The organism is Pseudoalteromonas sp. P1-9, assembly GCF_001399975.1.
GTDB lineage: Bacteria > Pseudomonadota > Gammaproteobacteria > Enterobacterales > Alteromonadaceae > Pseudoalteromonas.
Window position 1 is genome coordinate 1 of record NZ_LKBD01000044.1, and the last position, 14102, is coordinate 14102.

Here is a 14102-nt window from a genome sequence, read left to right on the forward strand (position 1 = left end):
AAATCTGAAATCTGAAATCTGAAATCTGAAATCTGAAATCTGAAATCTGAAATCTGAAATCTGAAATCTGAAATCTGAAATCTGAAATCCAATAAAATCATAGCCAACTTATAATCAACACGATAAAATTATTGCAACGTTCACTTTCTGTAAATTCACTATGGCTCTCTCTCAACAATTAATTTCTCAACTTGTTAAATCTGCACTCGACGAAGACTTAAACTACCAAAGTGCAGACGGCGATATCACTGCACAGCTTATTCCGGCAACACAACAAGCAAACGCAAAAGTAATCACACGCGAAGCGGGTGTTTTTTGTGGCAAGCAACTTATTTTAGAAGTATTTGAGCAAGTTGACCCTAGTGTTGAAGTAAACGTACTTATTGAAGATGGCGATACCATTGAAGAAAACCAAACGCTATTTACCGCGGTTGGCAACGCTCGCGCGATTTTAACTGCCGAGCGAACCGCGCTTAACTTTGTACAAACACTTTCAGGCACAGCAACTACTACCGCCCACTATGTAAAAGAGTTAACTGGTACAGGAACGCAACTGCTCGATACACGAAAAACCATTCCGGGATTACGCTTATTACAAAAATACGCAGTGAAATGCGGTGGCGGCGAAAATCATCGTATTGGTTTATTTGATGCCTTTTTAATTAAAGAAAACCATATTGCTGCCTGCGGTGGCATTGAGAAAGCGGTAGCACAAGCGAAAACAAATCACCCAGATAAAAAAGTAGAAGTAGAAGTAGAAAACTTAGCAGAACTAGAGTTGGCTATTGATGCTGGTGCAGACATTATAATGCTTGATAATTTCACAGTTGAGATGATTAACAAGGCGGTAACAATCACCAACAAACGCGCAAAACTGGAAGTGTCGGGTAATATGACATTAGAGACTTTACGCACCTATTCTCAAGCAGGTGTCGACTTTATTTCGTCAGGTGCTTTAACAAAACATGTAAAAGCGCTTGATTTATCAATGCGTTTTGAAAATAATGGCGACTAATTAGTGAACTTTAACTTTTTTCATACAGAAAGAGTAATCCTTTTGTATTAATTTAGGAACATGTAAGCTAATTGTAAAAAAAGATGCTACACAAGTTATAAATGTCGTGCTAGCATCTCATTAGAAATAGCGAGTACAGGAAGTACAGGCTAGTAATAAGGAATTAGTTTTGTTCCTAGTAAGCCAACTTAGTAGTACCTTTAGGTGGTTTTTAGAGACAAATTAATAATTTTTTATGGTTTGGTATTAATCGCTTAGGGAAAAGTTACTAATACTTACTTTCTCATTAGAGAAAGTTAACTATACTAATTGATGGAATGAGTATATTCTGTTTAACAGACAACTCTTTTTAATAACTTAGCCCCATAAACACTCGTTAGAGGTACATTATGAAAAATATGAAACAAACAGCCCAAAAGGGTTTCACACTAATCGAATTAATGATCGTTGTTGCAATCATCGGTATTCTTGCAGCAGTAGCACTTCCTGCTTATAACGATTACACGGAAGATGCAGCAAACAATGCGTGCCATGCAGAAGCTACAGCATACACAAAAGCTGCAGCGGTTGATTTATATCAAGGCAACACACCTGATGACTATACAAATTCAAGATGCGGCCCTTACTCTGCAAAACCAACAACTACAACATCTACTTTCGATGTAACTGCTGAATCTCCAGGGTCTACAACTTACACTTGCTCGATTGAGACTTCAACTTGCGCATAAGTTAAAGCTTGTAAAAAGCTGACTTCGGTCAGCTTTTTTTATATTCAACGTTTTGTTTTCACCATCTATTTTATAAATAACTAGCCTGCACTTTTTAAAGCTGTAATATATATCAAAAAGTAACTACCTAATTACTATCAACCGTAATGCGCCTATCGAAAGATTACACATATGCAATTAAGTTCACCACTTGTTAGAAAACTCGTTAATTTTGGTTATTTGGATCAAAACAAACTAGTATCATTTCAAAGCCAAGACATCTCTCTTGCTGAAGCTATTTGCAGTGCAAGCGGTATGACGGCTAATGAATTATCAAATAAAGCTGCAGCCCTTTTCCAATCTCCCCATCTGTCAATAAAAGATATTGACCTTGCATTTCTGCCTGATGGAAAAGAGCGTAACGAGAAATTAATAAAAAAACATCGCGTGTTGCCCATCGCATGTAAAGGAAAAACGCTTTACCTTGCTAGTGCAGACCCCACAAATTTTGATGCATTTGAAGATTATGAGTTTAATACTGGGCTTCAAACTGAAGTCGTTGTTGTTGCTTATGACGAGTTAAATAGTGCAATCGAATCATTATTTGAGAAATCCGATGGCATTGAATTAAGTGATGACCAGCTTAGTGAACTGAGTGGTGTTACAGCCGATGTAGATGATAAAGAAGATGAAAATGATGTAAACAACAAAGAAGAAGATGCTCCAATAATCGTTTACATCAATAAAATCTTGATGGATGCGATAAAACGTGGGGCTTCCGATTTACATTTTGAACCCTATGAACATGTTTACCGAATTCGTTTTCGTGTAGACGGGGTATTGCATGAGGTTGCTAACCCTCCTATTGGATTAGAAAGTCGAATTTCAGCTCGTATCAAGGTTATGTCTCAATTAGACCTTGCAGAAAAACGAAAACCCCAAGACGGACGTATTAAATTAAAGATTACTGCAAAAAAAAGTATTGATTTTCGTGTGTCTACCCTTCCAACATTGTGGGGTGAAAAAATTGTAATGCGTATTCTTGATTCATCGAGTGCCATGCTTGGCATTGATGTATTGGGATATGAGCCTGAACAAAAAGAACTTTATTTAAATGCGCTCGCACAACCTCAGGGTATGATACTAGTAACAGGGCCAACGGGTTCAGGTAAGACGGTATCACTTTATACCGGCTTAAATATCCTCAATAAGCCTGAGCGCAATATATCAACAGCTGAAGATCCTGTCGAAATAAACCTTGTTGGCATAAACCAAGTACAAATTAACCCAAGAGCTGAAATGACGTTTGCTAATGCGCTTAGAGCATTTCTGCGTCAAGATCCTGATATTGTTATGGTGGGTGAGATCCGTGACTTGGAGACGGCTGAAATATCCATCAAGGCGGCCCAGACAGGTCACTTAGTTTTAAGTACACTACACACAAACTCAGCACCAGAAACATTAACACGTTTGATGAATATGGGCGTACCTTCGTATAACATTGCTAGCTCTGTAAGCCTTATAATTGCTCAACGACTAGCAAGACGTTTATGCCCTGTCTGTAAAGAACCTGAAACACTGCCTGAACAAGAACTCCTAAATCTAGGCTTTACACCGAAACAAATCTCGTCAATGCAGCTTTATAAAGGCGTTGGTTGTGATAAATGCACAGAAGGCTACAAAGGCCGTGTTGGTGTTTACGAAGTAATGCCAATAACACCAAGAATAGCGGATGTAATTATGCAAGGCGGCAATTCACTTGAAATTGCGGCAATTGCAGAGCAAGAAGGCATTAATAACTTGCGTAAGTCAGGCCTGATAAAAGCAGCTTCAGGTGTAACAAGTATTACAGAAATAAATCGAGTGACTAGTTATTAACATCAGATAGAAAGTTAGGATAACTGCAGCTAAACTAGGAAAATGTTTAAGTTATTGAGCGTTGACTGTTCGGTATATAAGGATTGAATATGGCAAAGAACGATAAAAATAAAGGCCTAACCACATTTGCTTGGGTAGGAGTAAATGCACGCGGCAAGCGTATGGAAGGTGAGTTAAATGGACCTAATATTGCAATTGTAAAAGCGCAGTTACGCAAACAAGGAATCACTCCCTCTAAAGTAAAAAAGAAAGCGCAACCGCTTTTTGGCATGAGCGGTGAAAAGAAAATTACGCCAAAAGATATTGCCGTATTTACACGTCAACTTGCCACCATGTTGATGGCCGGCGTATCACTCATCCAAGCACTTGATATGATTGGAAATGGCTCTGAGAATAAATCGCTTCAAAAACTCATAATTAAAATAGCAGATGAAGTAAAAGCAGGTGATCCATTAAGTAAAGCACTTCGCGCACATCCAAAATATTTTGATGAATTATACTGCGATTTGGTCGAATCAGGTGAACAATCAGGAGCGTTAGACAGAATTTTTGACCGAGTTGCACTTTATAAAGAAAAGGCTGAAGCACTTAAATCAAAAATCAAAAAAGCAATGTTTTATCCTATTGCCGTATTAACAATCGCGTTTATTGTAACTGTTATACTATTAATTTTTGTAGTTCCTCAATTTGAACAAGTATTTGCTGGATTTGGCGCTGAATTACCCGCCTTTACGCAATTCGTAATCGGCATATCTGAATTTATGCAAGCCTATTGGTGGATCGTATTTGGAACTATGGGAGCTGGATTTATGCTGTTCAAACGCGCACACCAGTCCAGTAAAAACGTTAGAGACAATACAGATAAAGCAATTTTAAAACTGCCTATAATTGGTCTAATTCTTAATAAAGCGGCAGTAGCGCGTTATGCTCGAACACTTTCGACTACTTTTGCAGCAGGTGTGCCGCTTGTGGACGCGCTTGACTCTGCAGCTGGTGCCTCTGGTAATGCAGTTTACCGCGACGCAATATTAGATATTAAAAATGAAGTGAGCTCTGGTAATCAGATGAACTTCGCAATGAAAAATTCAGGTGTTTTCCCTGATATGGTAATTCAAATGGTAGCTATTGGTGAGGAGTCGGGTTCGCTAGACGAAATGCTAGGAAAAGTGGCAAATATTTATGAAACAGAAGTCGATGACGCGGTAGACGGTCTTTCTAGCCTACTAGAACCTTTGATTATGGCTGTATTAGGTGTACTTGTCGGCGGTTTGATTGTTGCTATGTACTTACCAATCTTCCAATTAGGCAAAATCGTTGGCGGCTAAATTCAATGAGCAGTATTATAGAATTATTTCTTGAAACACCTTGGTTTTATTACTTAACCATTTTCTTAGTCAGCATTTGTATCGGTAGCTTTCTGAACGTTGTTATCTATCGTGTACCAAAAATGATGGAAAACGAATGGAAAGCTGAATGCAGTTTGCTACTTGCTGATAATCTCAAAACACCTTACGAGGCAAGCACAAAGGCATTCAATTTAATTACGCCTAGTTCAACCTGTCCTCACTGTAATACACAAATTAAACCTTGGTTTAATTTGCCGGTATTTGGTTGGTTATTTTTACGTGGTAAAGCGGCCTGCTGTGGTAACAAGATTTCAGTTCGCTACCCCAGCATTGAGCTTTTAACGGGTCTTGCTGGCCTTGTGATAGCGTATTACTTTGGCGTAACTGAGCAGGCAGCTTTGTACTTAATACTGACCTACGCGCTGATATCACTGATTTTCATTGATATTGATCATATGCTACTACCCGACCAAATTACTTTGCCATTACTGTGGATGGTATTAATAGCGTCTGTTATGGGACTTACTATTGAACCATCACAAGCTATTATTGGTGCAGCTGCAGGTTACCTCGTTTTTTGGTCGGTATATTGGGTATTTAAATTACTCACAGGCAAAGAGGGTATGGGCTATGGTGACTTTAAGCTAATGGCCGTTTTTGGTGCTCTTTTAGGCTGGCAGTATTTACCCATGATAGTGTTAATGTCGAGTTTGGTAGGTGCAGTAATCGGGGTTACGCTTCTTTCAATACAAGGGAAAGACAAAGCAACACCGATTCCATTTGGGCCTTACATTGCAATAGCTGGCTGGATTTCCCTCATTTGGGGTGAACAAATCCAAACCGCTTATTTTAATTTCCTAACTTTATAATATGCCAGTTCCAGTTATCGGATTAACCGGTGGTATTGCCACCGGAAAATCTACTGTATCAAACTATTTCAAAAAACTCGGTATCATTATTGTTGATGCCGATGCGATAGCAAAACAAGTTGTTGCCCCCAACTCATCCAGCCTTGAAAAAATTAAAGCACATTTTGGTTCTCAGATTGTTTTAGATAATGGTGAGCTCAATCGAGCTGAACTAAGAAAGATCATCTTTTCAAACGAGTCCGAGAAGCTGTGGCTTAATAACTTATTACATCCTGTTATTCGCCAAGAAATTTTAGAGCAATTAAATACAGCAAATGGACCTTACGTTATTTTGGACGCACCTCTATTATTTGAAAATAACCTTGATAAGTTATGTGAAAAAACACTATTAGTGGATATTCCCGAGGAACTGCAAATTATGCGAGGTAGTGATCGTGACGGTGTCAATAAAGAACAAATAAAACAGATTATTGCAGCTCAAATGCCTAGGAGTATTAAATTAAAAAAAGCAGATTACGTTATTGATAACACCTTGTCACTTGAAAATACCTATGCACAAATCACTGCTATTCACCAAAAGCTATCAAACAGATAAAGTTTCTGTATTCATATCCTAAAAAATCAGTAGCGACGTTATAGTTCGCTCGCAAAGTAAAACTCCACATCCTAAAGCGTAATTAATTTCCTGATTTTTCTTAAAACTTGCAATCCAAATAATCTCAACAACACTTAAAGTAGATTGAATTGGAGGCAAGCGATGAATGTAAACTCTCCGCTTATTCGTAAATGTGTTGCGATGGGGTTTATTGCACATGAACAGGTTAGCTCTTCGGCAAACGCTTCGGCGCATACCTGTGAATTTATACTTAACAATAGCAAACTGTCTTCAAAGCAACTTGCAGCGCACTGCTCATCTTGGTTTAACCTACCAACTTTAAACATTGCTAGCGTCGATCCCAATAGTATTCCGCTTGACAACATCAGTGAAGAGTTAGTTAAAAAGCATCATCTGCTCCCTTTATCAAAGCGCGGAAGAACGTTATTTCTAGCCACATCAGATCCTACAAATTTCGATGCCTTTGAGGATTTTGAATTCAATACAGGTCTTCAAACAGAGGCTATTGTCGTCGACTTCAACGGGCTCGAGCAATTCATTGAAACAATATTTAATAAAACTGATGACTTGGCAATATCAGATGAAGAGTTTGAGCAATTTGGCGATATTGAAGTAACTGATACCGAAGCTAACTTATCTGAAGACAGCACACCAGATAAAGACGATGCCCCTATTATTGTCTATATCAATAAAATTTTGATGGATGCGATACGCAAAGGTGCTTCAGATTTACATTTTGAGCCCTACGAGAAAACCTATCGCATCCGTTTTCGTATTGATGGTATTTTGCATGAAGTAGCTTCCCCGCCACAAATGTTATCGTCACGAATCTCTGCTCGCGTAAAAGTAATGTCTCAACTAGATATTGCAGAAAAACGTAAACCACAAGATGGCCGTATCAAATTAAAAATTACAGCAAAGAAAAGTATCGATTTTCGTGTCTCCACCTTACCCACGTTGTGGGGAGAGAAAATTGTAATGCGTATTTTGGATTCGAGCAGTGCTATGCTCGGTATCGATGTACTTGGCTATGAGCCCGCACAAAAAGCCATGTATTTAGATGCACTGTCACAACCTCAAGGCATGATCTTAGTTACAGGTCCAACAGGCTCAGGTAAAACGGTATCACTCTACACCGGCTTGAACATTTTAAACAAAGCAGAGGTTAATATTTCCACAGCCGAAGACCCTGTCGAGATAAACCTTGTCGGTGTTAATCAAGTACAGATTAACCCAAGAGCAGATATGACATTTGCAAACGCTCTACGCGCTTTCCTTCGCCAAGACCCCGATATTGTAATGGTTGGTGAGATACGTGACTTAGAGACCGCTGAAATCGCGATCAAAGCAGCGCAAACGGGTCACTTAGTATTAAGTACGCTACACACTAACTCGGCACCCGAAACCCTTACCCGCTTACTTAATATGGGCGTACCCGCGTACAATGTTGCAAGTTCTATTAGCTTAATCATTGCGCAACGCCTTGCTCGACGCCTTTGCAATAATTGTAAAACACCTGAAACCTTACCTATCGAAGAACTCAAGTCGCAGGGTTTTTCTGACCAGCAAATTGGCAATATTACATTATTTAAAGCCGTTGGGTGCGAACATTGCACAGAAGGTTATAAAGGTCGAGTCGGTATCTATGAAGTAATGCGAATTACCTCTGAAATATCACAAATCATTATGTCGGGCGGGAATTCTTTGGATATCGCCAAAGCATCATTAGCTAGTGGATTTAATAGTTTACGACTTTCAGGGCTAGAAAAAGCTGCGTCTGGAGTAACTAGTCTTGCCGAGATAAACCGTGTTACCAGTTACTAAACGCGTGAATTGAGAGTTTAAGTTACGCTATAAACTTGGGTTAGAGAACGATGAACAAGATCTCCATTGCCTATGGGGTATTGAACGGATGATTTAAACTAGGCACTTTACTCAAACACAGTTATTCTCTAACATTTGCGCTATCAACATAATTGAAGTTATTTTTATGCCAACAACAGTAAAGTGCCCTACTTGTCAAAAAGAGGTTATCTGGCAAGAAAGCGCTAAATTTCGCCCTTTTTGTTCTAAACGCTGTCAACTTATTGATTTAGGCGAATGGTCAGAAGAAAATCATACGATTTCCACACCTCTGACGCCCGAGCAAGCATTTACTCCTGAGTCTATCGAAGACATCGAAGCAATGCTTGCTGCAAACCAAGAAGGCTTTTTTAAAGATTAGTTAACCAAACTTCGGGTTAATCAGTAAAGGCCACTGAAATATGTGAAATAAATAATTCAGATGGCCCTTCAAAACCCGAATCGCTGCCAACCATAATCCATACATCGCCATTATCATTAGCCGTGACAGGAATACTTACCTCGGCAGTCATCTCTTTCGCAAGATAACGGCTTTCAGCCATACAATCGATACCGTTACTTATATCCCCTACCACCTGACTGTGCTCTCCTCGTTCGCCTTGTGTGCCTACATCCCAATTAAGGCGATACATGCCATCTTTAAGGCTATTTTTAGGCTGTTCTGAGTGAGTTGCAACTTTGATATAAACGGACTCACCTGGTGGCCCGCCAATGCCTGCACAATTTGATTGAATATTGGTAACTATGGTGGCTTTAAACGAAAGGTTATAGTGCTTTGCTGGCTTTAAATTATCAATTTTGCCATAAAGCCCCATAAATAAATCATCTGAACGGTTACTACCATATAAGCGATAGGCATGCTTATCTTCATAAGGAGTTGGTAACTGTTGGTAAGAATATGCCAGTTCGAAAAAACCTTCCTGCCCTTGCGGATAGTCCGAGAATAGCGCTGAAAAATCATGATGGTCATCATTAAAGTCGATGACGACCGGTTGAGACGTATCTCGATATTGATGCGAGTCACTATCACACGCAACAGACAGCACACATAATGCCGGCACAACAAATGCCGTTCCTATTTTATTCTTTATATTATTCATAATGTAATTTCCTTATTGACCTGAAATTACATTAGCGCCTTGGACTGAAAAAAGTGTTTAACTTTGTGATTAAATTAATGAAATTCGTACGCCTCGCGCGGATTAAACTGTACAAAAATTCACAAAAATAAATAAAAAAATAAAAAGATGCACTAACCAAACACAAACAATATACTTGGTTAGTTACACTATCTGTTAGCTACTTTTCTGCATGATGCTTTGAACGCTTTTGCTTATTTTTACGTTTCATTACTTTTTTAAGCTTTTCCCGCTGCTCCGTCGTTAACGTATTCCAAACTGCATTTTTATTTTTCGCTTTCATAACAGCAAGCTCGGTGCGTTCAGTTTGCTGTTTGGCAAGCATTTGCCTAAATGCCACTTCGTCAAATACTTCCGCATGCACAAGTGCTTTAGCTTTGGCACGCGAATTCGGATTGCGCTCTTTAAATGCTTTTAGCGCTGCCTTTTCTGCATCAGCAATACTTTTTATTTTATCTTGTTGCACCTTAGTTAAATCTAAACGTGAAATACCGCGCTCTGAAAGTAACATTCGGTACATGTTAAAGCCCTCTTTATGAGGTTTTGCCATTGCTACGCTGCTTGAAAGTGCTGCAATTGATAATACTGCCGCCGAAACTAACATTTTAAATTTCATAACATTCTCCAGTTGGGTCTTATTTGGTGTTATGGTTACTTTAGCAAGCTCAATGAAAAGCAACGCAAAGCAATGTAAAGGTTGTGTAAATTGCTTTTTGGCTGCATAAATCCCCCTTAAAATAGGCGTATCAGTTGTATTGCAAGGCAAAGAAATGAACGTACTTCTAATTGATGATGACATAGAACTTAGCGAGTTACTTACCGAGTACCTTTCTTCACATGAGTTTAATATCACAGCGTGTCACCGCGGGGATACGGGCTTAGAGCAAGCGCTTGCACAAAACTATGATGTTATTTTACTTGATGTGATGTTACCTGGCCTTGACGGGTTCGAAGTATTAAAACAGCTACGCCAAAGCAGACTTACTCCTGTTATTATGCTAACCGCAAAAGGTGAAGATTTTGACCGTATATTTGGCTTAGAACTTGGCGCTGATGATTATTTAGCAAAGCCATTTAATCACCGCGAATTATTGGCTCGGGTAAAAGCAATCACACGCCGAATCGAAAATATTCAGCAAATGCACAGCAACGCAATTATTGAAGAAAATGGCATTAGGCTAACGCCGCATACCCGCGAAGCATTTGCTGCAGAGCAAAAAATTGAGCTTACTGGTACTGAGTTTGAAATTTTGTTTTTACTGTTAAACAACCAAGGCGAAATCGTCAGCAAAGAGACAATTAGCGAGCAGGTGCTTGGTCGAAAACTCGCCGCCTTTGATCGCTCTATCGACATGCATGTCAGTAATATTCGTAAAAAAATAGCAGAGCACATCGAGCAAGAAAAAATTAAAACAGTGCGTGGTGCAGGCTATATTTTGCTTGGAAATTAACTAATGCTAAACAAATTTAACCCAAGAAATTACCTGTTTTTTAAAGTATTTAGTTGGTTTTGGCTAACTATTTTATTTACCTTAGCTGTGCTGTTTGTTTTTAGTCAGCTTACTGAATCTAATGTTGAGAGTCATAAACTTCATGGCCCCAAGCTTATCAATCTAAAACGTTTGGCAAGTGGTTTAGAGCGCGCACAGCATAAAAAACTCGATAAAACACTAGAACAACTAGCATCACACCCGCGCATTGCCCGTCATCGTTTGTTGTATTTTACGCAAATCGATTCCAACCTGTCGTTTTTTAACCAGCAAACTACACAACAGACTGATGTAAGTTTACTCGCATTTACCCAACAGCTAGAGCCACAAATTATCACCACAGATAAGTACCGCGCGTTAGGTCCAGTTAAAGTTTCGTATCAGCAACAAACATTCCTGATGTACGAGATTGAATCTTGGCGTTCAGCGCCACTTGGTTTGCGTATCATTTTAATGCCCGCATGGCTAAAAACACTGGTCGTTATCGGTGCAACCCTACTTTTAAGCTTGTTATTTAGTCGAACGCTAATAAAACCAATAAATAAAATTAAACGCGCAACTACACAACTTGCTAATGGACAACTTGATACACGTATTGAAATGAATCGTAAATCAGGCGATGAGCTCACGATGCTTGCAAGCGACTTCAATGTTATGGCGCAGCGCCTAGAATCTTTAGTCACCAGCCAAAAACGCCTAATGGCCGATGTATCGCATGAGCTACGCTCCCCCTTAACACGCTTACAAATGGCCACAGGGCTTGCACAACTTAAACAATCGAGTGAGCAAGAAAGTTATTTATCACGCATCGAAAAAGAAGCGAACAACCTCGAACAGATGATCTCCGATGTATTAAAGCTATCAAGGTTAGAAGCGAATAATCAGTATATTCAAAAAGATCTTCAGCCACTGCAATCAATTCTGCAGCAAGTGCTCAAAGATGCGGAATTTGAATCGGAACAACAGCATAAACAGCTCAAAGTAAACGGCTCTACCAGCAAACAACTCGAGTTAGATGCCGCTCTTATCGCCAGCGCCTTTGAAAATATTTTGCGTAACGCCATTAGGTATGCAAAAACAACAATTCACTGCGATATTAAAGATTGCGATAACGCCGTAATTGTAACAATTAGCGATGATGGTGAAGGTGTTGAAGCGTCAGAATTACCTATGCTGCTTGAACCCTTTTACCGCATTTCACAATCGCGAGAGCGTAATAGCGGTGGCACTGGGTTAGGCTTAGCAATTACCAAACATGCTGTAGAAATACACAAAGGGACCATTACACTCGAAAACCAACACAATTCAGGCTTAAAAGTAACCATTACGCTAAATCATGACTAAACAACATAACATCGAACAATTCTGGTCAACTGTAACACACGCTAAGTTAGCGTTTCATGGCAATCAACTTGGCTACACGTTTATAGTACCGAGTAACGCCAAGGCAGCCGTAACCATAGTAAATGGTCGCTGTGAAAGCTATTTAAAATACCAAGAGCTCGCCTATGACTTTTATAGCAAAGGCTTTGCCGTCTTTATGTGCGACCACATAGGACAAGGCGTCTCAAGCCGTTTATTACCCGTTACAGATAAAGGCTACATTCATAGTTTCGAGGATTATACGCATGGACTCTCACTCTTTGTTGAACAAGTCGTAGAGCAAAATTGGCAAGGTAAGCACTATTTACTGGCGCACTCGATGGGCGCTGCTATTAGCTATTTATACTTAGCCAATCATACTCACCCATTTGAAAAAGCTGTGCTCAGTGCCCCTATGTTCGGCATTCCAACGCCTGGTTTTCCATACCCTGTAGCAAAATTAATCGTAAATATACTCAGTTTACTTGGCTTAAATACACATTACTTTTTTGGCCAATCTGGATACCTAGAAAAGCCATTTCAGGACAATCCACTAATGCAATGTGAAACGCGCTACAATGCATTTCGCACCCTTTATAAAGAGAATCCGACATTGCAGCTCGGTGGGGTAACTGTAGGTTGGCTCAAACAAGCATTTCAGGCAATTGACCAGATCCAATCCACCTCCACAGCATTACCTATTTTATTGATGCAGGCTGAGCGCGATACGATAGTTGCCAACACGTGGCAAGATAAGGTTGTAGCACGCAATAAAACAATAAAAAAGAAATGTTATCACGGCAGTTTGCATGAGATTTTATTTGAGCAAGATGCTATTCGCGATCTTGCTCTAAACGATATTTTTCAATTTTTTAAAACGGATCTTTGTGAATAAGCACATCCACTTCGCCATCCATGATACTGTGAATGGCCTCTTCCACCTCAACCGAAATACGATGAGCATTTGCTAAAGTAAGGTTACTATCAAGCTCTAAATGCAATTGAATAAATTTGGTAGGCCCGCTTTGACGAGTGCGTAACTCATGAAAACCAAGCACCTCAGAGTGAGATAACACCGCCTGTTCAATTTGCAACTTAATGTCATCCGCTAACTCTTTATCCATTAAATAATCAGTTGATTCTTTTGCAACATCGTAAGCGTTGTAAAATAAATAACCCGCAATCAGCAAGGTAAATACACCATCACTGTATACCCAACCAATATTGGCCAGTACAAGGGCAACAATAACACTTAAATTTAACAGCAAATCGCCCTTGTAATGCACTGAATCAGCTTTTATTGCCACAGACTTAGTTTGCTTTAATGCCCAATGCTGAATTACGATAATTAATAGCGTACACACCAAGGCATAAATACTAACAACAACGCCAGTAAACACAGCTTCGCTTTTTACCGGGTTAAATAATCGCTCTACACCATAAAACGCCAGCAAGCACGCGCTACCAGCAATAAATGCTGCTTGCCCAAGCCCTACTAACGATTCAGCTTTACCGTGACCAAAGCGGTGGTCATCATCTGCTGGTACAAGTGCAATTCGAAGCACCCAAAAGTTAATAGCAGATGCCGTAATATCAAGCAAAGAATCAGTTAACGAACCCAACATAGTGGTAGAGCCGGTGCTCATCCACGCCCAAAACTTTGCTGCAACCATGGTGCTTGCTAAAACAAGGGTTAAACTGCTCGAAAGTTTAACCCAATATGCATAATCTTTTTCTTTCATTTTTAAAATGACAAACCTTACCTGCATCACGCTCAAAACATATAGTATCTAACCTGAAAGCTTTGTTAAACTAAG

At 39.5% G+C, this 14102-nt stretch carries 14 protein-coding genes; 11 read left to right on the forward strand and 3 right to left on the reverse strand.

All coding sequences use genetic code 11. The features are described from left to right. Positions 1-160: 160 nt before the first annotated feature. The 8 genes from nadC (at position 161) to yacG (ending at position 8655) form a co-directional block, all read left to right on the forward strand. Positions 161-1015, forward strand: a complete 855-nt coding sequence (gene nadC / locus AN214_RS19025) for a carboxylating nicotinate-nucleotide diphosphorylase (protein WP_054981149.1) — start codon at positions 161-163, stop codon at positions 1013-1015. Positions 1016-1413: 398 nt separating this feature from the next. Further along, positions 1414-1743: a type II secretion system protein gene (locus tag AN214_RS23350; protein ID WP_054981175.1), complete on the forward strand. Its 330-nt coding sequence runs from the start codon at positions 1414-1416 to the stop codon at positions 1741-1743. A gap of 171 nt (positions 1744-1914) precedes the next feature. Continuing rightward, a complete protein-coding gene (gene pilB / locus AN214_RS19035; RefSeq protein ID WP_054981150.1) occupies positions 1915-3600 on the forward strand; it encodes a type IV-A pilus assembly ATPase PilB in 1686 nt (561 codons plus the stop codon). Positions 3601-3689: 89 nt separating this feature from the next. Next, the gene (locus AN214_RS19040) at positions 3690-4925 is read left to right on the forward strand and encodes a type II secretion system F family protein (protein ID WP_054981151.1); all 1236 of its coding nucleotides are present in this window, start codon (positions 3690-3692) and stop codon (positions 4923-4925) included. A gap of 5 nt (positions 4926-4930) precedes the next feature. Beyond that, positions 4931-5815, forward strand: a complete 885-nt coding sequence (locus AN214_RS19045) for an A24 family peptidase (RefSeq protein WP_054981152.1) — start codon at positions 4931-4933, stop codon at positions 5813-5815. 1 nt (position 5816) lies between these two features. After that, positions 5817-6410 (forward strand): dephospho-CoA kinase, encoded by a 594-nt coding sequence (gene coaE, locus AN214_RS19050; protein ID WP_054981153.1) that lies wholly within the window; start codon positions 5817-5819, stop codon positions 6408-6410. 162 nt (positions 6411-6572) lie between these two features. After that, a complete protein-coding gene (pilB, locus tag AN214_RS19055) occupies positions 6573-8255 on the forward strand; it encodes a type IV-A pilus assembly ATPase PilB (protein WP_054981154.1) in 1683 nt (560 codons plus the stop codon). 166 nt (positions 8256-8421) lie between these two features. Then, the gene (yacG, locus tag AN214_RS19060; RefSeq protein ID WP_054981155.1) at positions 8422-8655 is read left to right on the forward strand and encodes a DNA gyrase inhibitor YacG; all 234 of its coding nucleotides are present in this window, start codon (positions 8422-8424) and stop codon (positions 8653-8655) included. A gap of 16 nt (positions 8656-8671) precedes the next feature. Here yacG and AN214_RS19065 read toward each other — a convergent pair whose 3' ends face one another. Further along, a complete protein-coding gene (locus AN214_RS19065; RefSeq protein ID WP_054981156.1) occupies positions 8672-9394 on the reverse strand; it encodes a hypothetical protein in 723 nt (240 codons plus the stop codon). Between the two features lie 199 nt (positions 9395-9593). Further along, positions 9594-10049, reverse strand: a complete 456-nt coding sequence (locus tag AN214_RS19070) for a Spy/CpxP family protein refolding chaperone (protein ID WP_161805698.1) — start codon at positions 10047-10049, stop codon at positions 9594-9596. Between the two features lie 154 nt (positions 10050-10203). Between AN214_RS19070 and AN214_RS19075 the strand changes: the two genes are divergently transcribed. Genes AN214_RS19075 through AN214_RS19085 form a run of 3 tightly spaced genes read left to right on the forward strand, consistent with a single transcriptional unit; the run spans position 10204 to position 13180 of the window. Next, the gene (locus AN214_RS19075) at positions 10204-10884 is read left to right on the forward strand and encodes a response regulator transcription factor (RefSeq protein ID WP_054981158.1); all 681 of its coding nucleotides are present in this window, start codon (positions 10204-10206) and stop codon (positions 10882-10884) included. Between the two features lie 3 nt (positions 10885-10887). Beyond that, a complete protein-coding gene (locus AN214_RS19080; protein ID WP_054981159.1) occupies positions 10888-12267 on the forward strand; it encodes an ATP-binding protein in 1380 nt (459 codons plus the stop codon). Continuing rightward, complete coding sequence (locus tag AN214_RS19085) at positions 12260-13180, forward strand: alpha/beta fold hydrolase (protein ID WP_054981160.1); 921 nt, start codon at positions 12260-12262, stop codon at positions 13178-13180. Before AN214_RS19080 ends, AN214_RS19085 begins: the two co-directional genes overlap by 8 nt. Here AN214_RS19085 and AN214_RS19090 read toward each other — a convergent pair. Then, positions 13158-14027: a cation diffusion facilitator family transporter gene (locus tag AN214_RS19090; RefSeq protein ID WP_082428633.1), complete on the reverse strand. Its 870-nt coding sequence runs from the start codon at positions 14025-14027 to the stop codon at positions 13158-13160. The genes AN214_RS19085 and AN214_RS19090 overlap by 23 nt on opposite strands. Positions 14028-14102: the final 75 nt, after the last annotated feature.